We start from the raw sequence: 19,770 nt of genomic DNA, 5'->3' as shown, positions 1-19,770 counted from the left end.
AGCGGCAGCCGCTAGGCGGCCGCGGTGGCCACCGGGCCGTTCCACACCTGCGGCAGGCCTTCGGGTCCGGAGCCTGCCTCCGTCACCTCGTCGACGATTTCGTTGAGCACGCGGGAAGCGTATTTCTCCCCCACCCAAAGGTGTTTGGCGCCGTCGACACCCACCACCCGGGCCTGCGGCACCAAGCTGAAACGTTCAGCGGCGGCGGCGGGCTGGAGGTAGTCGTCATGCTCCGGCACGAGGACGGTGAGCGGCTTGGCGGAGTCCGCCCAGAGGCGCAGGTGGGCTTCGGTGGCGCGGTGCAGCGGAGGCGACAGCAGGACGGCACCTTCAATCTGGCTCGCCACCGGCTCAACGGCACCGTACATCAGCGCCAGTTCGGTGCCGAAGGACCAGCCCACCAGCCAGCGGTTGGGCAGTTGGCGTGCGACGGCGAAACGTACCGCCGCCTCAACGTCCTGCCGCTCGCCAATCCCCTCTTCGAAGGAACCTGCGCTGGTTCCCCGCGGCGACTCCGTCCCGCGCGTATTGAAACGAAGCACAGCCACGCCGGCCAGGGCCGGAAGCCGGTAGGACGCCTTGCGGTACACGTGCGAGTCCATAAAACCGCCGTGCGTCGGAAGCGGATGCAGGGTGATCAGCGTCGCGGTGATCTGGCCGGACTCGGGCAGCGCCAGTTCCCCCACCAGCGTGTGGCCATCCTCCGTGCGGAGCTGGATGTTCTCGCGCCGGGCCGGCAACACTGTTGAGGCGCGGATGGGCGCGGGCCCTGTTGGCTGGCTGAATTCGAACGACGCCGGATCAAAAGTCATGCCTGCCAGCTTAGCGACTCCCGCCGTCCGCCAGGCGCAGTGCGCTGGCTCTTAACGCGGCTTCTCCGGGGCGGAGCCGTTCGCCGGGGCTATTCCGAGTCAGCGGTAACGGTACGTCCGGGACAGCCAGCAGTTGGTGTGCCAGTGGCGGCGCTCAGCCAGGCCTGCGGCCGCACCAAATATGTGATCGTCCTTCCAGACCACCAGGTGGGCGATGCCGGGGACCACAGCGGTGGAACAGCCAGGGCAAATGTAGGTCTTTTCCGCGTTCCTGGCGGTCATGGTCCTGACCGTCCACTCGCCGTCGGGCGCGCTTTCCCGGCGGGCGATTCCAGCCCGCGCCCGCTCCAAATCCAACTCCGGAACGTCGCCGTTGCCCTTCTTGCCTACCGGCTTTCCGCCAGCTATGCCCGGCTTTCCGGAGGCAGGGCGGCGGGGACGGTTGGAACGCGGCATACCTCCATTCTGCCCCAGCCCCGGTAGTGTGTACGGCGTGCGACTTGTCATAGCCCGATGTTCAGTTGATTATGTTGGCCGGCTCAAAGCCCATCTCCCCCTTGCCACCAGGCTCCTGCTGGTCAAGGCCGACGGCTCGGTGCTGGTTCATTCCGACGGCGGCTCCTACAAGCCGCTGAACTGGATGAGCCCGCCCGCAACCCTGCGGGTGTCCTCGCCGGAGGACATTGACCTGGAGCTTGGCGTCACGGAACAGTGGACCGTCCAGTCCGCCAAGACCGATGACCGCCTGATCATCAACATCCACGAGCAGCTGCACGAATCCTCCCACGACCTCGGGGTGGACCCCGGCCTGATCAAGGACGGCGTCGAAGCCGACCTCCAGCGCCTGCTTGCCGATCAGATCGAGACCCTGGGCTCAGGTTTTTCGCTCGTTCGCCGCGAATACTTCACCGCCATCGGCCCGGTGGACATCCTGGCCCGCGACGCCAGCGGGGCCACCGTGGCCATCGAGCTGAAGCGGCGGGGCGACATTGACGGCGTGGAGCAGCTCACCCGCTACCTTGAACTCCTGAACCGCGATCCGCTGCTGGCCCCGGTCCGCGGCATCTTCGCTGCCCAGCAGATCAAGCCGCAGGCCAAGGTGCTGGCCAACGACCGCGGCATCGACTGCATCACGCTGGACTACGACGCCATGCGCGGTGTGGACGACAGCGACTCCCGGCTTTTCTGAGGGCCCGCAATCCGCTTTTCTGACGCCGAGTTCCGCTTTTCTGACGCCGGATATCCGCACCGATGACGCCTTCGACCCCCTGACAAGGGGATTCATCCGTTTTATACCGCAAAATTTGCCGTATTGGCCGTTAAGACCGTTGACCTGACGGAATCGGCGTGAAATTCTTAGACCAGTCTTTGTGTAGGTGTTTTTCATGCTCGCAAGACATGTTGCGAGCGCGAAGCTCCTGCAGCGCAGGTTCCCAGGAACGGCATTGAAGGATTCTTCTCGCGGAGTGACCGAGTCCGGCACGAGGTGTGCCGGACTTAGACAAGTTCCATAATGAGGAGAAATAAATGGCACAGGGAACCGTCAAGTGGTTCAACGCTGAAAAGGGCTTCGGCTTCATCACCCCGGATGACTCCGATGGCGATGTCTTCGTTCACTACTCGGAAATCCAGACCGGTGGCTTCAAGACCCTCGACGAGAACCAGCGCGTTCAGTTCGAAATCGGTCAGGGTGCCAAGGGCCCCCAGGCTACCGGCGTAACGCTGGTCTAGTCCCCCGCCCGGCGGCCGCCATCTGTGTGGCCTCCAGCGAAGAAAAGATCCCCGGCATCCGTGCCGGGGGTCTTTTCTTTGTCCGCAATGTCTTTGTCCACCGTGACTTTCCAGTGGCAAATCGTTCGGGCCGCTGTGAGGATCAGCTTCCCTGGCCCACCAGGCCCCGGACCAGCCGTGCCCCCTGCCGCAGCGAAAGGCCGGGCAAATAGGCCCGGGTGAGCGCCCGTCCGATCGCCGGCAACTGCAGCGGATCCTGGTAATACAGGTAAAGCGTCCGGTACTCGGGTTTGAAGCGTGATTTGAAAGCCGCCAGGGACCGGAATCCGTAGACCGGTTCGAGGGCGTGGCCCACCACATCGAGGATGCGGACGAGGTTCTCTGCCGGCACCGGCTCCCCCGGCGTTTCGTCGCCGGGCCGGCTGGCGAGCGGGGACCCGGAGAGCGAGATCACCTCCACGGATTCGCGCAACTCCAGGACCGCCGAAGCAATGAGGAACTCCATCACCCCGGGGAATCCGTCAGCACCCCGGCGCATAACGTCCAGAGTGCGGCTGACCAGCGTCCCGCCGTCGTAAACGGGCAACCAGCTCGTTACCCCGTGCACGTGGCCGTCGCCGTCCACGGCCAGGCAGCAGAGCACTTCGTCGTCCATCAGCTCATCCATGCCGCCCAGCGTGAATCCCATTTCCGGAACTGATTTTCCTGCCGCCCATTCCTCCGACACTTCGCTGAGCCGGGCACGCAGGGCGGACGGAAGCCCGTGGTACGTGCCCCAGACGGCTTTGACGCCCATCTTGGCGGCGCGGTTGCGGGCAGTCCTGACGTTCTGCCATTCCTTGCCCGTGAATTCAAGTTGCCGGACGGACAGCCTGGTCTCCTGCGCTACCGACACGCGCTGGAAGCCCCGGTCCTGCAGCAGGGGCCACAGCGTGTCATCGCACGAGTAGAAGGCCGGGATGAGCGCGCGGTTGCCGCAGTAGGAAAGAAACCCTTCGGCAGTCCGCTGACGGGAGTCTGCCGCACCGAAGGGACCGGCCAGCGTCAGGGCAACACTGCCGTGCAGCTGGTAGGCGACGGCGCCGCGTGCATCCGGGCTGAACCAGTACCGGTTGGGCTCCCAGAGGGCCATCCACGACAGTGAATCGCCGCCCTCGTGCAACAGCTTCCGCGCGGCGGCCCTGTCGTCGTGGCCCGAATCGCTGCCATGATGCCGGCCCAGGAGCACGGACCAGACGCCGGCCAGGGCAACCAGCCAGAAGACCGGTCCGGAGTATCCAAAGATCAGGGACTCAAGGCCGTACCGTTCAGCAAACACCCGGTGGTAGAGATTCGGCAGTGGGACCGGCAGATACTGCCTGGACAGTTCGGCCAGCAAGCCCAGCAGGCCGCCGTCGCGCGTCATTCCCCCAGCGGCAAACCAGGCCAGGGCGTAGCTCGCGGCCAGGAGGAGCCAGACGCCACCGACCACCGCCAGGAGCCGACGGCGGGCGGCAGGGATCGTCTCGACGCGGAACTGGCGGCGGTTAGCCCAGAGCAGGACCGCCAGCAGCAGTGGGACGATCACCAAAGGCAGGATGTGGGCAAAACCTGAACCCATGGCGGCTGTGTGCGGCCGCGCGGAATAGTGCGGGATCAGCGCGAACAGGGCCAGGTAGACGGCGGCCATCGCCGTGACGGCCAGCTGAAGGGCCAATGTGATGCGCAGTGCCATGCGGCGGCCGCGGCGCATTCCGTCAGCACAGATGAGGAGCAGAACCACCGGCACTACTGCCAGGGCGAGGCCAAAGGGTCCGGCGAAGCCCGTCCGCCCCACCTCCAGGCAGGATGCCTCCACTGTTGCTCCACAGTTTGCTTCGAGCTGACCCAATGTGGGCATGGGGTTCAACACCACGTCCCGGAGCAGCGCAAGCGGGCCGGTGGGCGTCCGGGCAACGGCGGTAAGAATGGGTCCCACGGCAAACACGGCCACCGTGAGGGCGAGCAGGTTCCTGGTTTCCCGGCCGCTCGAGCGGGGCGGATGAAGCTGGCCGTGGTCGCCCTGGTTCCACCAGCTGGCTGCGAGACCCACCGCTGCACCTACCAGGCCGATGACGGTCTCGGCATGCCCCACATACAGGACCAGCAGGAGCGACACCGAGAGCAGCGCCGTCCGCAACCGGCGCCGCCACAGAACAGGGATCCTGCCGCTCGCGGCCAGCGACGCCGCAAGGATAGCGGCGTAGGGACCGATCAGGCTATTGTCGGCCATCAGCCCCAGCCAGCCGTCTCCCGCATACCTCGCCAACTGGGTCAGGAGCAGGAAGACTGTGACAGCAACAAACTGGCCGCCGAGGAAAAACGCCGCAGTCTGAAGGGGCCCAAGGTTCCTCTCGGCCAGGCCCAGCAGCAGCAGGATCATCAGGGACGCCACCAGGTAGGCCAGCGGGTTCGTGGCAAAGAACAGTGACGTCACCAGTGCCCACCAGTTGCCAGCCTTCAGACCAGGGGCGCTGACGCCTGCGAGGGATAGAAGCTCTTCCGGCGGTCCGCTGAGGAAGCTGCCGGTTGCCGCCCCGACCAACAGGAAAATGCCGAGGATGCTGAGCGTCAGTGGCACCGACCGCAGGTAGCCCCGCATTCTTCGGCCAGCCGGAAGCAGGACGGCTGACCAGAGCAGGGCCGGCGCACGGGATTCGCCAGCTTCCCTCATTTCGCCCACCCCCAGTGAGCAGCCAGCAGCTCAAGCCCGTTGTCCATGCCGGGAGTCAGCACGTCCCACGAATGGCCGGTGTGAGCCACCACGTCCGAGCCCACGGTGAAACCTGCCCCTCGGGCCGCCGCCTCAAGGGTCCGCAGATTTGCCACGAACTCCGGATCGGTGGCCCCGGCCGCGAAATACGCCACGCTGCCAGGATATTTGCGCTCCTTCAACAGCGTCAGCGGTACCTGGGCATCAAAGGCAGCGGTGTCGCCGTGAAAGGCCGCATCAACCGTTTTCTGGCGTTCCTTGGCCAGCGCAGGCTCGCTCTCGCTGGAAAAGGCGAGAACACCCGCGTACAGCTCCGGGTGGCGGGTGGCCATCTGAACTGCGCAGGTGGCACCAAAACTGAAACCGCCGATGGCCCATTGCCGGTGGTCGGAGTCCACGTCCAACGTTCCCGAGATCCATGCCGGCACGTCCACTGCGAGGTAAGTGTCTGCCCTGGCGATGGCGCTGTCCATGCAGAGATTGTTCGCGGACTGGTTGCCATTGGGATCAACCACCACCACAACAGGCGCCACTCCCCCGTGCCGGGCGGCGAAAGTGTCCATGCGTGCCGGGAGCGACCCGCCGGTCAACCAGTCGGCAGGGCCGCCGGGCTGGCCGGGGACCAGAACCAGGACCGGAAGGCTGGGACGATTCGAAGCAAAGTAGGCCGGTGGCAGGTAGATGTACGAGTCGCGTGCCTGGAGACCCGAGGACGTTCCTGGAATGGATGCGGTGCGAACAACGCCGTCGGCAGGGATCTCATTGGAGGGTTTCCATCCGTCCAGGGGCGTGGCAGGGCTGTCCGGCTGGCGCATCAGCTCCTGTTCCAGGGCCGGGATGCGGCTCAGCGCCGTTCCTGTCAGGTCCGCAACTGTCCGGTTGAGGCCGAAATACGCGTTGATCTGAACCGCAGCCAGCAACACCACGGCCAGGAGGGCGAGCACATCGAGCGCACGGCGGCGCCACGACGCCGTGGGGAGCCGGAGCAACACCAGCAGGAGGGCGGCCACGGCCGGGAACACCCAGGCCAAGACGTCGAACGGCAGTTCTTCGGGGAAGGCAGAGGCCCAATAGATAAGGATCCAATGGACCAGGAGCACCACGGCGGCGGCTGCGGTAACAGCGGCGGCAACACTGAGGAACCAGCGGCGGCGGCCAAGGGCGCGCGGAGGCCAGATCAGGGACAGAGCCGCGGCGGCACCAAGGACCCAGGCGGCCCAGTACACCGGTCCGTCGGTCAACCGGATATCAGCAATCCAGTCCACGTGGCTAGCGCCAGGTACCCACGCCGATGACCGGCCCGGCTTCCAGCCAGGAGGACAGCCCCGCGTACGCATCGAATTTCATGGCCAGCCGCAAATCCTGGCCTTCGTACCGCAGTTCGACAATCACGACGTCGGGCTGGACCTTCACGGCCTCGGCCTCGGTGGGCTTGCGGCGGCCCAGCAGCTCCAGGGAGCTGCGCTTGAACTTATGTTTGGGACGCACACTCAGGGACAGCAGGCGGAACCATTCAAGGTCGTTGTCCTGATAACGACAAACCCCCATCTGCCAGCTGTTTCCAGCAACGCAAATGGAGGCGTCCACTGTGCCAAGGGCGCGCCGCAGATTGAAGCGGCGCACCCCCGAAAGGCCCAGTGCGAAAATCAGCAATCCGAAAACGATTGCCAAGGAGATGAACGTAAAAGTCGGAGCGTCCATCAGGGTCGTGCTAGCGGATCCCAGCAGTAACCGCGTCACCCAGTTGGGCGTTGTCAGCAACGATCACCACGCGGTTGTTGTCAACGGAGAAGAATCCGCCGTCAACAACTACGGCAATACGGTTCCCGGAAACCGGCTCGATGGCCAGTTCACCTTCGGCCAGGATCGCCAGCAGGGGCGAGTGGCCGGGCAGGATTCCGATTTCACCATCGCTGGTGCGGGCCTTGACCATCTTGGCCGCTCCAGACCACACGAAGTGATCCGCTGCGACAATCTCAACCTCAAGCTCAGCCATACTACTTGGTCTGTTCCTGGATCTTGGCCCACTGGCGCTCGACATCGTCCAGGCCGCCGACGTTGAAGAAGGCCTGCTCGGCTACGTGGTCGAAGTCGCCGTCGCAGATAGCGGTGAAGCCTTCAACCGTGTCCTTGATGGTGACGGTGGAGCCTTCGACGCCGGTGAACTGCTTGGCGGTGTAGGTGTTCTGGGAGAGGAACTGCTGGATGCGGCGTGCACGCGACACGACGATCTTGTCCTCTTCCGACAGTTCGTCAACGCCGAGGATGGCGATGATGTCCTGGAGTTCCTTGTTCTTCTGCAGGATCTGCTTCACACGGACAGCCGTGGTGTAGTGGTCCTGACCGATGTACTGCGGGTCCAGGATGCGGGAGGTCGACGTCAGCGGGTCAACGGCCGGGTACAGACCACGGGAAGCAATTTCACGGGAAAGTTCCGTGGTTGCGTCGAGGTGTGCGAAGGTCGTGGCCGGGGCCGGGTCGGTGTAGTCATCTGCGGGGACGTAGATGGCCTGCATCGAGGTGATCGAGTGGCCCTTGGTGGACGTGATGCGCTCCTGGAGGAGACCCATCTCGTCTGCCAGGTTGGGCTGGTAGCCCACGGCCGACGGCATGCGGCCGAGGAGGGTGGAAACCTCGGAGCCTGCCTGGGTGAAGCGGAAGATGTTGTCGATGAAGAGCAGCACGTCCTGGTTCTGCACATCGCGGAAGTATTCCGCCATGGTCAGAGCGGAAAGTGCAACACGCAGACGCGTTCCCGGCGGCTCATCCATCTGGCCGAATACAAGGGCGGTGTCCTTCAGGACGCCAGCCTCTTCCATTTCAACCCAGAGGTCGTTACCTTCACGGGTACGCTCGCCGACACCGGCGAATACCGAGGTACCACCGAAGTTGCGGGCCACACGGGTGATCATTTCCTGGATCAGAACCGTCTTGCCCACGCCGGCGCCACCGAAGAGGCCGATCTTTCCACCCTTGATGTACGGGGTGAGAAGGTCAATGACCTTGATGCCGGTTTCCATCATCTCGGTGGAACCCTCAAGCGTCGCGAAGGCCGGAGCCTTGCGGTGGATGGGCCAGCGCTCGGTGATCTCGAGTTCCGACTCAGCCACGTCAAGCGGCTGGCCGAGGACGTTGAAGATGTGTCCCTTGACGACGTCGCCGACCGGCACGGAAATGGGGGCTCCGGTGTCCACCACAGCGGTACCGCGGACCAGGCCGTCGGTTGCCTGCAGGGAGATGGCGCGAATGACGTTATCGCCGAGGTGCAGGGCAACCTCGAACGTGATCGTCTTGGTCTCACCGTTGAGGGTAATCTCCGTGGTGAGGGCGTTGTAAATCGAGGGGATTGCGTCAGCCGGGAATTCGACGTCGACAACCGGGCCAATAACACGTGCAATACGGCCGGTAGCACCGGTCGTCGCGGCTACGTGTTCGGTAGCAGTGGCAGTCATCTCTCTCACTTCACTCAGTAGATGGCGTAGGGGTTAAGTTTACTTTGGTGCAGGTACAGCTGGATCCGGGCTCGTGGAGGCTAGGACGCGTTCAACGCGTCAGCACCGGCCACGATCTCGGAAAGCTCCTGCGTAATTTCAGCCTGGCGGGCAGTGTTGCGCAGACGCGTGAACTTCTTGATGAGGTCCGTGGCATTGTCGCCAGCGGACTTCATTGCCCGCTGGCGGGCAGCGAGCTCCGAAGCTGCTGCCTGCAACATGGCGGCGAAAATGCGTGACTCGATGTAGCGCGGCAGCAGGGCATCAAGAACCTGCTCCGCTTCCGGCTCGAATTCGTAGAGCGGCAGGAGGTCCGACTCGGACGCAGCCTGCTCTTCGACGACCTCGAGCGGAAGCAGACGGATAACCGTCGGCTCCTGCGTCACCATGGACTTGAAGCGGGTATAAACGACATGGATCTCGTCGACGCCGCCCTCTTCGTAGTCTGTCGCGAAGGCTTCGAGCAATGCCGCGCCGACTTCACGTGCAGTTCCAAACTCCGGCGCATCGGTGTTGCCGGTCCACACGCGCTCGTAAGGAAGGTTGCGGAAGTCGAAGTACGCCTGTGCCTTGCGGCCCATCACGTACGTCTTGACTTCTTTGCCCTCCCCGTGGAGCAGCTCGGTGAGACCAACCGCCTGCTTAAGCACAGTTGCCGAGTAGGATCCTGCAAGGCCGCGGTCAGCACTGATGACCAGCACGGCCGCCCGGCGGATCTGCGCCGGCTCGGTGACCAGCGGGTGGTCGATTTCGCTCTGGCTTGCGACAGCAGAAACGGCACGCGTAATCGCGTTTGCGTAAGGCAGTGAAGCCGCTACGCGTGCGCGGGCCTTGCCAATGCGCGAGGTAGCGATCAGTTCCATCGCCTTGAAGATCTTGCGCATCGACGTGGTCGAGCTGATCTTCTGGCGGTAGACCCGAATCTGGGCTCCCATACTTTTCCTTTCCTAAGATCCCGATGGCCGGGGCTGCCGGAACCGCAGGGGTTCCGGCAGTCCCTGCCAGCGAAACTAGCGCTTCTGCTTGACGATCTTTTCCTGGTCTACATCGGTTTCCGAGATAGCTTCGTGCTCCTCGTGGCCGGCGCCTACCAGGCGGTTGTCACCCTCACCGAAGAAGCCCTTTTTGAAGGCCACAATCGCAGTCTTCAGTGCAACAGCGGTGTCATCGTCCATAACGTTGGTCTGCGCCAGCGTTGTCAGGATGGAGGACTTGTGCTTGAGGTGCTCCAGGAATTCGGTCTCAAAGCGGTTGATGTCCTCAACCGGAACCTCATCGAGGTGGCCGTTGGTACCTGCCCAAATGGACACAACCTGGTTCTCGATCGGGAACGGTGAGTACTGGCCCTGCTTGAGCAGTTCCATCAGGCGGGCACCGCGGGTCAGCTGCTGGCGCGATGCGGCATCGAGGTCCGATGCGAACATGGCGAAAGCCTGCATGTCTCGGTACTGGGCCAGTTCCAGCTTCAAAGTACCGGAGACCTTCTTCATGGACTTGACCTGCGCAGCACCGCCAACGCGGGACACAGAGACACCCACGTCGACGGCCGGACGCTGGTTGGCGTTGAAGAGGTCCGACTGCAGGAAGATCTGGCCATCGGTAATGGAGATCACGTTGGTCGGGATGTAGGCAGAGACGTCGTTTGCCTTGGTTTCGATGAGCGGCAGGCCGGTCATAGAGCCGGCACCGAGCTCGTCGGAGAGCTTGGCACAACGCTCCAGCAGACGGGAGTGCAAGTAGAAGACGTCGCCCGGGTAGGCTTCGCGTCCCGGCGGGCGGCGCAGCAGCAGTGAAACTGCACGGTAGGCCTCGGCCTGCTTGGAGAGGTCATCGAACACGATGAGGACGTGCTTGCCGCCGTACATCCAGTGCTGGCCGATGGCCGAACCGGCGTACGGTGCCAAATACTTGAAGCCTGCAGGGTCAGACGCGGGGGAAGCCACAATGGTGGTGTATTCCAGTGCGCCGTTGTCCTCGAGGGTCTGACGGACAGCCGCGATGGTGGATGCCTTCTGACCGATTGCCACGTAGATGCAACGCACCTGCTTGGTCACATCGCCGGAAGCCCAGTTGGCCTTCTGGTTGATGATGGTGTCGATCGCGATAGCCGACTTGCCGGTCTGGCGGTCACCGATGATCAGCTGACGCTGTCCGCGGCCGATCGGGATCATGGCGTCGATAGCCTTCAGACCGGTCTGCATCGGCTCGTGAACCGACTTACGCTGGGTCACGCCGGGCGCCTGGAGTTCCAGTGCACGGGTGGTTTCGGCCTTGATTTCGCCGAGGTCGTCGATGGGCTGGCCCAAGGGGTCAACCACGCGGCCGAGGAAGGCGTCGCCTACCGGTACGGACAGAACCTGACCCGTGCGGTGGACTTCCTGGCCTTCTTCGATTCCGGTGAAGTCACCGAGTACGATGACACCGATCTCGCGGACGTCAAGGTTCTGGGCCAGGCCCAGTGTGCCGTCTTCAAAGCGAAGCAGCTCGTTCGCCATGACCGAGGGAAGGCCCTCAACACGGGCGATGCCGTCACCTGCGGTTGTTACACGGCCAACCTCTACGCGCTCAGCGTTTCCGGGTTCGTAGGACGCCGCGAACTCGTTCAACGCATTACGGACGTCGTCGGCGTTGATGGTCAATTCGGCCATCTGCAGTCCCTGCTCTCCTGTTTTCGTGATCATCGTTGCTCACGATGACCGGGGTTTCGTTTCGTTAAGTTGTGCTTGTCCGGCTATCCGGCCAGTTGGCGGTGAAGCTGTCCCAGCCGGGTGATAACCGAAGCGTCGAGCACTTCGTCACCCACCTGGACACGGATCCCGCCGATCAGTTCAGGATCAACGGTGATGTTGATCTTGAGCTCGCGACCGTACAGGGAATTAAGCCCTGCCTGGAGGCGGGCGAACTGCGTCTCCGTCAAGGGACGGGTGACGCTGACCGTTGCAATCCAGCGCTGTTGCCGTTTGGCTGCCAGCTCGGCGAACCGGGCTACGAGCCGCGTCGGCTTGATGCCGCGGGGCTGGGAAACTGCCTGCGCGATGAGGACTTTTGCTTCCTCGCCTGCGCCGGGATGCAGCTTCTGCGCCAACCCGGTCTTCGCTGCAGCACTGGCCTGCGGCTCAGACAGAGCACGTTGTACCTCGTGGTTGGAGGCAACGGCCTGGTTGAAGGAGAACAGATCGTTCTCCAGCTCTTCCAGCCCAGAGATTCCGGAGGCGGAAACGGCCGACTTGTTTTCAGCAACGGCGATAACCACCGTTGCGGCAAGCGTCTCGAGTGCATCGCCGATATCTCGGGCCGATGCCCAGCGTGAACTGGCCAGTCCGCCCGCGATGTCCGCAGCCTCAGCGGAGACTTTTCCGCCAACAAGCTGCCTGACAAGCTCCGACTTTTCGTCACCGGTGCGGGACGGGTCAGTCAGGGCGCGGCGCAAGCCAGCCGAGCTGTCCACCGTTCCCAGGATTCCGAAGAGTTCCTTAGCCAACTGCAGCGAGGCCAACGGAAGCTTTGCTTCCAGTTGGGTCAGCGCCGTGGTCAGCGATTCGCTCGATACACCTGACATTACTTAGCTGCACCTGCGTTCTGGTTCTCCAGATCTGCCAGGAAGCGGTCAACCACACGGGCAGAACGCTCGTCGTCGTTGAGTGCTTCGCCAACGATGCGGCCTGCCAGCGTGGTGGCCAGCGTGCCTACCTCGGAGCGCAGAGACACAACTGCGGCCTGGCGCTCCGATTCGATCTGCACGTGTGCCTGTGCCGTGATGCGGGCAGACTCAGCGGCAGCCTTTTCCTTCAGATCTGCAAGGATCTGGGCGCCTTCAGCACGGGCTTCCTCGCGGATGCGGTTGGCCTCGGCACGGGCATCGGTCAGCTGCTGCTTGTACTCTTCGAGTGCTGCAGAAGCCTCTGCCTGCGCCTTTTCTGCCTTGGCAATGCCACCTTCAATGGCCTCGGCACGCTCTGCAAACGTCTTCTCGAACATCGGGACAACGAACTTGACCACGATGTACATGAGGACAGCAAAGCCGGCGAGAACGACGCCCATTTCCCAGACGTTGGGAACGAGCGGGTTGGTCGCCTCGGCACCTTCCACGGCGGCTGAGATGATCGTTTGATACATAGTTCACCCGTCCTTATCTACTCGGTTCTGGATGTTCGCTTGGTTCTGAAGTCAGACTAGAGAACGAAAGCGAAGACCAGGCCGAGGATGGCGAGGGCTTCAGTCAGCGCGAGGCCGAGGAATGCGATCGGCTGCAGGACGCGCTGGGCTTCCGGCTGACGTGCTACGCCGTTGATGTAAGCAGCGAACACGAGGCCAACACCGATACCACCGCCGATTGCGGACAGTCCGTAGCCGATGAGGTTGAGGGAGCCGTTGATGGTGCCTTCCATTTTTCTTCCTTTCAAGATGCCATCTATGTGGCAGGTTGTTTGGGTTGCTTCATCCCCGTGAGGGGAAGTTTGTGGGTGCCTAGTGGCTGTCCGCGTGCAGGGCGCCTTCGATGTAAATGGCGGTCAGCAGCGTGAAGACGTAGGCCTGCAGGGCCATGATCAGTGCTTCCAGCATGTACATGGCAACTGCGCCGGCGATGACCAGAAGGGAGGTTCCCTTGAGCAGGATGTTCTCCTGCATCACCAGGAACTCAATGCCGGAACCGGCGATCATGACGATCAAGTGTCCTGCCAGCATGGTGGCAAAGAGACGGAGGCTGTGTGTGACCGGCCGGACCAGGAAGTTCGAGATGATCTCGATCGGGATCACAATCGGGAGAATGTAGACCGGGACGCCGGACGGCACGGTGGCCAGCTTGAAATACTTCAGGCCGTTCTTCTTGATGCCGATGGCAATCCAGGTGACGTACACAATGCCCGCGAGGACATAGGCGCCGCCAACGTGCGAGAAGCTTGGGAGCTGGATCACGGGAATGGCGCCGTAGATGTTGTTCACCAGAATGAAGAAGAAAAGGCTGAACAACAGCGGGACATACTTCATGAAATCTTTGCCGCCGATAATGTCTTTTGCAATGCCGTTTCGGACAAAGCCATAAGCCATTTCACCAGCGAACTGGAGCTTGCCGGGAACAAGCTGCTGCTTCCGCGCAGCTAGCAGAAAGAATGTGGCGATAATGACGACCGACAGGATTACCAGCAGCATCTGCTTGGAGAATCCGTCAGCCACCCCCCACGGCAGGATTGCCGGCAGGTGCATTTCTTCAATTCCAGGAGGATTGAACTCTCCTGAATCTTGGGCCGGGAGCGCAAGCGCGATCAACGCGTTTCCTCTCTGCAGTGTCCATCATTGGGCGTTGGTCGAGGACCCGCGGAATTGTGCTCCGCAGCTCCCCCTGTGAAATTATTTGGCATTTGTGTTTCCGTCCGCGGACGGGCCGCTGTCTGCGCCGCTCTTACCTGCCGTGGTTCTGGAACTGGTAAGGCCATGCATGTGGGAAAGATAGAAACCTCCGAGAGCTCCAAGCAGAGCGCCTGCGAGCACGATCCAGCGGGTTTCCCACAGATAATCCAGACCCCACCCTATCAAACTCCAGACGATGATTCCGCCAATAATGTAGCTAAAGACGGCCATTCCGGCGTTGTATCCGCCGTCGTTGTTTTCGGCCGACACCCCCGGCGTGGGCGCAGCGTTCTTGGCCACGGAGGAACCGTTTTTCGCTGTTCGTTTCCGATCAGGCATCGTTCGGCTCCTTGGACTCGGGGTCGTTGTAAATCTGCAGGCGCGCCTTGCTGAAGCCATAGATTTCGGCAGCCTGCCAGAAGACAACAGTGGCAACGGCACCAATCAGGAACCATCGGTCGTGAAGCCAGGCAGGTGCTCCGATCACAAACAGGACAACCGCGAAACCCACGACCTTGACAAAGTAGGTGGCCGCGAACATTCCGATGGCACCGGAGGGGTTGTTGCGCCCCACGAAGTGGCCCACGAGAAGACTGATGGCGAAGAAGAGCATCACCAGGAGGCCGCCCAAAGTACTGGACAGAACGCCGCTGGGGCCGTTCAGGATCACAGCCGGGATGCCCGCCAGAATCAGTGCGCCTGCACCGGCAGCTGAACTGAGTGCGAGGAGGCGAAGCCACAGCGAGCGCGTGGGACCGGAAACACCAACGGGTCCGCTGCCGGACGAACGTCCGGGTTCGGCGTTGGAGGTCATAAGATCCCAATCGTCGGCGCCCTGGGGCTGGGTGGAGGGGCAGCTTGGGCTGCCCCTAAATTCTACACGAGATAGAAATAAATCCGAACGCCGTTACGCCGGCGACTGGTCACTGTGGCGGCGCAGGTAAGGCCAGGCCGTAATCAGGCCCATGACCAGCGTGGCGAAGATGTCGGCGGCCAATACAACTTGCCAAGGGAAGACTGCAAAGGCCAATCCCCCGAAGGACAGGACGGCGGTCCAGAGGTACATCAGGATCACGGCCGTCCGGTGCGAGTAACCGATATCCAGCAGCTTGTGGTGGAGGTGGCCTCGGTCTGCGGACCATGGCGAACGTCCCCGCGCTGTCCGGCGGACGACGGCGAGGCCCAGGTCAAGCAGTGGCAGGAACAGCACGGCGAAGGGCAGCAGAATCGGTATGACGGTGGAGATACCGTTGGCGCGGTCGTACAGCCCTGACGTGATCTGGCCTGTGGAGACGATGCCGGCGGCTGCCATCAGCAGGCCGATCAGCATGGCACCGGAATCGCCCATAAAGATCTTGGACGGGAACCAGTTGTGCGGCAGGAAGCCGATGCAACTGCCAACGACGACGGCGGTGAGCAGGGTGGCCAGGTCCGAATAGTCCAACAGGACGGCATTCCGGTGCACCCAGTACGCCGTGAAGAAGAAGGCAGTTCCGCCGATGATGGCCACGCCGGCGGCCAGCCCGTCGAGGCCGTCAATGAAGTTGAAGGCGTTCATGGTGGTGACGATGAGCCCGGCCGTCAGCACGACGCGGAGCAGTTCGTTCTCCAGATAGATCGGCTCCGGAACCCACGGGACGATGGTCATTCGGACGCCCCAAATGGCCACCACCAGGGCTGCGGCGCTCTGGCCGATGAGCTTCACCCACCAACGGATATCCAGGAGGTCATCCGCGATCCCCACGAGCACGATCAGGGCCGCGCCCGCCAGGACGCCCCACGGCGAGAAGTTGTTCCGGTAGATGTCCTTGACGAAGAAGGACTGGCTGGCCACGAGGAGGGCCACCAGCACGCCGAGGAAGATGGCAACCCCGCCCAGCCGGGACACCGGCGTCGTATGCATGTCACGGCTGCGGATGGGGGCGTGGAGTTCAAGCCGGTGCCCGATGACGCGGGCACCCCAGGTGGCTCCGTAGGACACGACGGCAGCCGTCAGCCCCATAAGCAGGTACATAATCATGCGATAGCGGCCGTTTCGTCGGTGTGCGGCGCAACCCTGCGGGTGCGCACAGGCATGGACAGCGGCCCGAACAGGAGGTCCTCGATCGATGGGCTCACTGGCGGGGAATCTGACTTTCGATAAATGAAACTTCTCCGTCGCCGGGCGCGCAGCAGGCAGTGCTTGGTGCCTTACAGGGCTGTATTAGAGTGGACTCTAGTCAAGATACTAGCGCCAACGGCTCCATGGCTTCGCGCCACACTGGCGCATTGCGAGCGGGGAATCCCCTGAAGGCCATGCTGAAAGGAATCCCCATGACCGTCCGGGTTGCAGTTGCCGCCGTGACATTTAACCGTCATAAAGAGCTCTCCGTCCTGCTGGACGCCATTAATGCGCAGTCCGCGGCTGTGGACACCATCTGCCTTGTCGACAGCGGCACGGACGCGGCACGCGACGTTGCCGCGCAGCATGAAAATGTCGATTACGTCCGTTCCGAAGCGAACCTCGGTGGGGCAGGCGGTTTTGCCCTCGCCGCGCTGAAGGCCGTGGCCAGCGGTGCCAAATGGGTCTGGATGATGGACGACGACGCCGAGCCGGCAGATCCCGAATGCCTCGCCACGCTGCTGCGTGAGGCAGAGGCCCGCGACCTTGAAGCCGTGGTCCCGCTGGTGGTTGCCCCGGGCCATCCCGACCGGCTGTCCTTCTTCTTCCGGCTGGATGGGAAAGTCACCCACGACCGGGCCGAACTGGAAAAAGTAGGTTTCCTACCCGACGACGGACACTTCTTCAACGGTGCCCTGATCAGGTCCGACGTGTTTTTCAAGGTGGGCCTGCCGGACATGCGCCTCTTCATCCGCGGCGACGAGGTGGACTTCACCATCCGCCTCCGCAAGGCGGGCATCCGGTTCGGCACGGTGACCACCACCGCCATCACCCACCCGCATGCGTTTTCCGAGACGAAGCACGTCTTTGGTGCACGATGGCATGTGATCGTGCCGGATTCGGCGTTCAAACGTTACTACTACTACCGCAACCGCGGGTACCTGATCCGGCGCTATTTCCGGGTTAAGTCGCTGGTGGCCGACGTCGGCGGCTATCTTGGCTATTTTGCGCAGCGCCGTGACCTGAAGGGACTGCTCGCCTGGGCAAGTTCCTTCACGAAAGGACTGCGTGCCAAGGGCTTCGCGCCGCTGGAGGACCAGAAGTTCTAGGACACGCGCCGCAGCCGGCGGCGGGCCAGCAACCACAGCAGCACCCACGGCTCGCCAAACACGCGGTACGCCACGCGGCGGGGATGCAGCAGCAGGCGCCATGCCCATTCCAGCCCGAGCCTCCCGAGCCATCGAGGTGCAAGTTTCTGGATTCCGGCCAGCTGTTCGATCGCGCCGCCCACGGTGCAGTAGATGGCCGGCGGGAGCGTGCCGAGCCGGCGCTGCAGCACTGTTTCCTGCAGCGGCATGCCCAACCCGAGCAGGACTAGCTGGGGTTGCTGCTCTGCGAGCCAGCGCACAGCGGCCGTTTCGACGTCGTCGTTCCAGCCTTCGCCGGGCAGGCCCGCTACCGTGGCACCGGGAACAATGCTCCGGAGCTTTTCGACAGCCAAGGCGTTCGCCTCGGCGCCGGCGCCAACCACCGCCATCCGCTTCAGGCCGGCAACCCTGCCGAGGGACGGCAACCAGTCCGTGGAACCCAGCCGGTACTCCATGACCGGCCCCACGGCATTCCCCGTCCGGCTCCACAGCCAGAGCACCGGCGCCCCATCGAGGAGCACCACGTCGCTCTCCTCATAAACGGAACGGAAGCCGGCGTCGGAATGTGTCAGCGTGACACTGTGCAGGTTATGTCCGACGACGGTCCGTTTGGTCCCGTCGGCGACGAACCCCGCCAGCACCTCAAGCAGGTCGTCAACCTTGAGCGGCGTGGCGTCCACGCCCAGGACGGGGATGTGCTGGCGTGCCAGGCTCACCCGTCAGTCTCCCGAACCGGCGCGGACGGCTCGTCGGCAGCTTTTTCAGCTGCCGACTCTTCAGCGGCCGGCTCTTCAGCGGCTGATTCGGCCGGCAGAGCGACTTCTTCAGATTCTTCCTCGGGCTCAGCCATCGGAATCTCGCCCAGGCCCAACACGCCCGGAACGTGCTCCCGGAGCTGCTCCAGGGACACGGCGCCGCTGCGCACGACGCGCAGGAGCGTCCCGGTGGCATCCACGATCGTGGAGGGCACGGCATCGGTTCCTTCCACCGGCCGGAAACCGCCTTCGAGGTAGACCTCCACGGACTCCGCGAGCTGGGCACGAGCCTCCGCGGCGGTCTGTGCCGGCGGCTGGCCGGTCCGGTTGGCGGAGGACACGGCCAGCGGACCGGTCAGCGTCAGGAGTTCCTGGGCCACCTCGTCGGCGGGCATACGCAGGGCCACCGTTCCCTGGGTCTCGCCCAGGTCCCAGTCCAGTGACGGCTGGGCGTGCAGGATCAGGGTCAGTCCCCCCGGCCAGAACGCCTCGGCGAGCTTGCGGGCATCAGCGGAAACATCTGTGGCCAGGCCGTCCAGCGCGTTGATCCGGGGAATCAGTACCGGCGGCGGCATGGTGCGGCTGCGCCCTTTGGAGGCCAACAGCATGGTGACGGCCTGCGGCGAAAAGGCGTCGGCGGCAATTCCGTAGACCGTGTCCGTGGGGAACACCACGCACTTCTTTTCGCTGATGGCACGCTGGGCATGCTCCAGGCCAAGGGCGCGCTGATCCTCGGACGTGCAGTTGTAGGTTGTGGTCACTGGCCTATTCTTTCATCACTCGTGGTGCGGACCGGCAAGGACGGCGCTCGTGGCGCGTTCCTTGCCGTTGAGGTCCAGGTGTGTGGTGATCTCCCGCCAAGCACCCGTCCGCTGCATCATGCCGGCGATCCAGCCGGCCTGGACTTCCGCGTGTTCCATCACGAAGTAGCCGCCGGGAACCAGCAGCCGGGCAGCCGCGGCGGCCGCCGCCGTCGGAAGTTCCATGCCGTCCGCTCCCCCGCCGTACAGGGCTTCGGGAGGATCGTGCAGGGCAACTTCGGGTTCATTCGGGATGGCTTCGGCGGGAATGTAGGGCGGGTTGGAGATTACGACGTCGAAGGTTCCGTTGAGTTCCGGCAGCGCGTCGCGGAGGTCCCCCAGCACCAGCTTGACGCCCAGGGGCGCCAGGTTCCGGGCCGCCCACGCGTGCGCGAACGGACTGTATTCCACGGCGTGGACTTCAGCGCCGGGCACCTCGTGGGCGATGGAGCCGGCTATTGCGCCCGAGCCCGTGCCCAGGTCAACAATCCGCGGGTGTGCCATTCCCTTGACGTGGTCGATGACCAGCTGCACAACGGACTCTGTTTCCGGCCGGGGGATAAAAACCCCCGGCCCGACGGCGAGCTCCAGATACCTAAAGTGCGCCACTCCGGTGATGTGCTGCAGCGGGATCCGTTGGGCCCGTTCAGCGACAAGTTCGGCATAGCCAACAGGCGCTGGAGTGTCCCCCAGCATCATCGCCCGGAGCCTGCCGAGCCCCACACCGAGCAGGTGGTCCGCCAGGAGTTCCGCGTCGACGCGGGGGCTGGGGACTCCGGCGTCCCGGAGGATCACCGTGGCCTCGCTGACGGCAGCCGCGAGGGACTGCCCAGACCCGAGTGTCATGGGTGC

The 19,770-nt window shown here is 63.4% G+C and carries 22 protein-coding genes; 3 read left to right on the top strand and 19 right to left on the bottom strand.

Features of this window, described 5'->3' with window-relative positions:
• Positions 1 to 11 precede the first annotated feature (11 nt).
• Both ACVWY0_RS01155 and ACVWY0_RS01150 read right to left on the bottom strand, forming a co-directional pair.
• Positions 12 to 812, bottom strand: coding sequence for an alpha/beta hydrolase (locus tag ACVWY0_RS01155; RefSeq protein WP_485835088.1), 801 nt, complete (start codon positions 810 to 812; stop codon positions 12 to 14).
• A 99-nt stretch (positions 813 to 911) separates the two neighbouring features.
• On the bottom strand, positions 912 to 1,268 hold the full coding sequence (locus tag ACVWY0_RS01150) for a hypothetical protein (RefSeq protein ID WP_058932022.1): 357 nt from the start codon (positions 1,266 to 1,268) through the stop codon (positions 912 to 914).
• Positions 1,269 to 1,305: 37 nt separating this feature from the next.
• Between ACVWY0_RS01150 and nucS the strand changes: the two genes are divergently transcribed.
• Positions 1,306 to 2,001: an endonuclease NucS gene (gene nucS / locus ACVWY0_RS01145; RefSeq protein ID WP_485835087.1), complete on the top strand. Its 696-nt coding sequence runs from the start codon at positions 1,306 to 1,308 to the stop codon at positions 1,999 to 2,001.
• 338 nt (positions 2,002 to 2,339) lie between these two features.
• Positions 2,340 to 2,543: a cold-shock protein gene (locus tag ACVWY0_RS01140; protein ID WP_011692441.1), complete on the top strand. Its 204-nt coding sequence runs from the start codon at positions 2,340 to 2,342 to the stop codon at positions 2,541 to 2,543.
• 142 nt (positions 2,544 to 2,685) lie between these two features.
• Here ACVWY0_RS01140 and ACVWY0_RS01135 read toward each other — a convergent pair whose 3' ends face one another.
• The 14 genes from ACVWY0_RS01135 to ACVWY0_RS01070 all read right to left on the bottom strand — a co-directional run bounded on the left by ACVWY0_RS01135 (position 2,686) and on the right by ACVWY0_RS01070 (position 16,134).
• A complete protein-coding gene (locus ACVWY0_RS01135) occupies positions 2,686 to 5,235 on the bottom strand; it encodes a bifunctional lysylphosphatidylglycerol flippase/synthetase MprF (RefSeq protein WP_485835086.1) in 2,550 nt (849 codons plus the stop codon).
• Complete coding sequence (locus ACVWY0_RS01130; protein WP_485835085.1) at positions 5,232 to 6,539, bottom strand: alpha/beta hydrolase; 1,308 nt, start codon at positions 6,537 to 6,539, stop codon at positions 5,232 to 5,234. The genes ACVWY0_RS01135 and ACVWY0_RS01130 overlap by 4 nt, the downstream gene beginning before the upstream one ends.
• A gap of 4 nt (positions 6,540 to 6,543) precedes the next feature.
• A complete protein-coding gene (locus ACVWY0_RS01125; RefSeq protein ID WP_252600084.1) occupies positions 6,544 to 6,975 on the bottom strand; it encodes a DUF2550 domain-containing protein in 432 nt (143 codons plus the stop codon).
• A 10-nt stretch (positions 6,976 to 6,985) separates the two neighbouring features.
• Positions 6,986 to 7,270: a F0F1 ATP synthase subunit epsilon gene (locus ACVWY0_RS01120; RefSeq protein WP_485835084.1), complete on the bottom strand. Its 285-nt coding sequence runs from the start codon at positions 7,268 to 7,270 to the stop codon at positions 6,986 to 6,988.
• A gap of 1 nt (position 7,271) precedes the next feature.
• Positions 7,272 to 8,726 (bottom strand): F0F1 ATP synthase subunit beta, encoded by a 1,455-nt coding sequence (atpD, locus tag ACVWY0_RS01115; RefSeq protein ID WP_252600085.1) that lies wholly within the window; start codon positions 8,724 to 8,726, stop codon positions 7,272 to 7,274.
• An 80-nt stretch (positions 8,727 to 8,806) separates the two neighbouring features.
• Positions 8,807 to 9,700 carry a F0F1 ATP synthase subunit gamma gene (locus ACVWY0_RS01110; protein WP_354252233.1) on the bottom strand — a complete coding sequence of 298 codons (894 nt, stop codon included), beginning with the start codon at positions 9,698 to 9,700 and terminating at the stop codon, positions 8,807 to 8,809.
• A 75-nt stretch (positions 9,701 to 9,775) separates the two neighbouring features.
• The gene (atpA, locus tag ACVWY0_RS01105; RefSeq protein WP_485835194.1) at positions 9,776 to 11,413 is read right to left on the bottom strand and encodes a F0F1 ATP synthase subunit alpha; all 1,638 of its coding nucleotides are present in this window, start codon (positions 11,411 to 11,413) and stop codon (positions 9,776 to 9,778) included.
• 83 nt (positions 11,414 to 11,496) lie between these two features.
• Entirely contained in the window at positions 11,497 to 12,324 is an 828-nt protein-coding gene (locus ACVWY0_RS01100) for a F0F1 ATP synthase subunit delta (RefSeq protein ID WP_485835083.1), read from the bottom strand.
• Positions 12,324 to 12,881: a F0F1 ATP synthase subunit B gene (locus ACVWY0_RS01095; RefSeq protein WP_185260923.1), complete on the bottom strand. Its 558-nt coding sequence runs from the start codon at positions 12,879 to 12,881 to the stop codon at positions 12,324 to 12,326. Before ACVWY0_RS01095 ends, ACVWY0_RS01100 begins: the two co-directional genes overlap by 1 nt.
• 56 nt (positions 12,882 to 12,937) lie before the next feature.
• Positions 12,938 to 13,153 carry an ATP synthase F0 subunit C gene (gene atpE / locus ACVWY0_RS01090; RefSeq protein ID WP_056349415.1) on the bottom strand — a complete coding sequence of 72 codons (216 nt, stop codon included), beginning with the start codon at positions 13,151 to 13,153 and terminating at the stop codon, positions 12,938 to 12,940.
• Positions 13,154 to 13,232: 79 nt separating this feature from the next.
• A complete protein-coding gene (gene atpB, locus ACVWY0_RS01085) occupies positions 13,233 to 14,033 on the bottom strand; it encodes a F0F1 ATP synthase subunit A (RefSeq protein WP_056349417.1) in 801 nt (266 codons plus the stop codon).
• Between the two features lie 81 nt (positions 14,034 to 14,114).
• A complete protein-coding gene (locus tag ACVWY0_RS01080) occupies positions 14,115 to 14,453 on the bottom strand; it encodes a hypothetical protein (protein WP_485835082.1) in 339 nt (112 codons plus the stop codon).
• Positions 14,446 to 14,928 carry a Cg1360 family ATP-synthase-associated protein gene (locus ACVWY0_RS01075; RefSeq protein WP_485835081.1) on the bottom strand — a complete coding sequence of 161 codons (483 nt, stop codon included), beginning with the start codon at positions 14,926 to 14,928 and terminating at the stop codon, positions 14,446 to 14,448. Before ACVWY0_RS01075 ends, ACVWY0_RS01080 begins: the two co-directional genes overlap by 8 nt.
• Before the next feature lie 93 nt (positions 14,929 to 15,021).
• Positions 15,022 to 16,134: an MraY family glycosyltransferase gene (locus ACVWY0_RS01070; RefSeq protein ID WP_252565138.1), complete on the bottom strand. Its 1,113-nt coding sequence runs from the start codon at positions 16,132 to 16,134 to the stop codon at positions 15,022 to 15,024.
• Positions 16,135 to 16,427: 293 nt separating this feature from the next.
• On the opposite strand from ACVWY0_RS01070, the gene ACVWY0_RS01065 reads away from it, so the two are divergent.
• Positions 16,428 to 17,324 carry a glycosyltransferase gene (locus tag ACVWY0_RS01065; protein ID WP_485835080.1) on the top strand — a complete coding sequence of 299 codons (897 nt, stop codon included), beginning with the start codon at positions 16,428 to 16,430 and terminating at the stop codon, positions 17,322 to 17,324.
• Here the strand turns inward: ACVWY0_RS01065 and ACVWY0_RS01060 are convergent.
• From ACVWY0_RS01060 to prmC, 3 genes are read right to left on the bottom strand one after another with little or no spacing between them, the layout of a single operon-like run.
• On the bottom strand, positions 17,321 to 18,079 hold the full coding sequence (locus ACVWY0_RS01060) for a WecB/TagA/CpsF family glycosyltransferase (RefSeq protein WP_485835079.1): 759 nt from the start codon (positions 18,077 to 18,079) through the stop codon (positions 17,321 to 17,323). The genes ACVWY0_RS01065 and ACVWY0_RS01060 overlap by 4 nt on opposite strands.
• Complete coding sequence (locus tag ACVWY0_RS01055; protein WP_485835078.1) at positions 18,076 to 18,879, bottom strand: L-threonylcarbamoyladenylate synthase; 804 nt, start codon at positions 18,877 to 18,879, stop codon at positions 18,076 to 18,078. The genes ACVWY0_RS01060 and ACVWY0_RS01055 overlap by 4 nt, the downstream gene beginning before the upstream one ends.
• A gap of 15 nt (positions 18,880 to 18,894) precedes the next feature.
• On the bottom strand, positions 18,895 to 19,764 hold the full coding sequence (gene prmC, locus ACVWY0_RS01050) for a peptide chain release factor N(5)-glutamine methyltransferase (RefSeq protein WP_485835077.1): 870 nt from the start codon (positions 19,762 to 19,764) through the stop codon (positions 18,895 to 18,897).
• Positions 19,765 to 19,770: the final 6 nt, after the last annotated feature.

It is taken from the genome of Arthrobacter sp. UYNi723 (assembly GCF_054057635.1).
This window is presented reverse-complemented; position numbering and strand designations above follow the sequence as displayed.

Excerpts from the sequence above, each read along its gene's own strand:
- ACVWY0_RS01120 (WP_485835084.1), bottom strand. The coding sequence starts at position 7,270 with ATGGCTGAGCTTGAGGTTGAGATTGTCGCAGCGGATCACTTCGTGTGG.
- ACVWY0_RS01100 (WP_485835083.1), bottom strand. The coding sequence starts at position 12,324 with ATGTCAGGTGTATCGAGCGAATCGCTGACCACGGCGCTGACCCAACTG.
- ACVWY0_RS01070 (WP_252565138.1), bottom strand. The coding sequence starts at position 16,134 with ATGATTATGTACCTGCTTATGGGGCTGACGGCTGCCGTCGTGTCCTAC.
- ACVWY0_RS01075 (WP_485835081.1), bottom strand. The coding sequence starts at position 14,928 with ATGACCTCCAACGCCGAACCCGGACGTTCGTCCGGCAGCGGACCCGTT.
- atpA (WP_485835194.1), bottom strand. The coding sequence starts at position 11,413 with ATGGCCGAATTGACCATCAACGCCGACGACGTCCGTAATGCGTTGAAC.
- ACVWY0_RS01135 (WP_485835086.1), bottom strand. The coding sequence starts at position 5,235 with ATGAGGGAAGCTGGCGAATCCCGTGCGCCGGCCCTGCTCTGGTCAGCC.
- ACVWY0_RS01080 (WP_485835082.1), bottom strand. The coding sequence starts at position 14,453 with ATGCCTGATCGGAAACGAACAGCGAAAAACGGTTCCTCCGTGGCCAAG.
- prmC (WP_485835077.1), bottom strand. The coding sequence starts at position 19,764 with ATGACACTCGGGTCTGGGCAGTCCCTCGCGGCTGCCGTCAGCGAGGCC.
- ACVWY0_RS01095 (WP_185260923.1), bottom strand. The coding sequence starts at position 12,881 with ATGTATCAAACGATCATCTCAGCCGCCGTGGAAGGTGCCGAGGCGACC.
- ACVWY0_RS01150 (WP_058932022.1), bottom strand. The coding sequence starts at position 1,268 with ATGCCGCGTTCCAACCGTCCCCGCCGCCCTGCCTCCGGAAAGCCGGGC.
- ACVWY0_RS01125 (WP_252600084.1), bottom strand. The coding sequence starts at position 6,975 with ATGGACGCTCCGACTTTTACGTTCATCTCCTTGGCAATCGTTTTCGGA.
- ACVWY0_RS01065 (WP_485835080.1), top strand. The coding sequence starts at position 16,428 with ATGACCGTCCGGGTTGCAGTTGCCGCCGTGACATTTAACCGTCATAAA.
- ACVWY0_RS01155 (WP_485835088.1), bottom strand. The coding sequence starts at position 812 with ATGACTTTTGATCCGGCGTCGTTCGAATTCAGCCAGCCAACAGGGCCC.
- ACVWY0_RS01140 (WP_011692441.1), top strand. The coding sequence starts at position 2,340 with ATGGCACAGGGAACCGTCAAGTGGTTCAACGCTGAAAAGGGCTTCGGC.
- ACVWY0_RS01110 (WP_354252233.1), bottom strand. The coding sequence starts at position 9,700 with ATGGGAGCCCAGATTCGGGTCTACCGCCAGAAGATCAGCTCGACCACG.
- atpE (WP_056349415.1), bottom strand. The coding sequence starts at position 13,153 with ATGGAAGGCACCATCAACGGCTCCCTCAACCTCATCGGCTACGGACTG.
- atpD (WP_252600085.1), bottom strand. The coding sequence starts at position 8,726 with ATGACTGCCACTGCTACCGAACACGTAGCCGCGACGACCGGTGCTACC.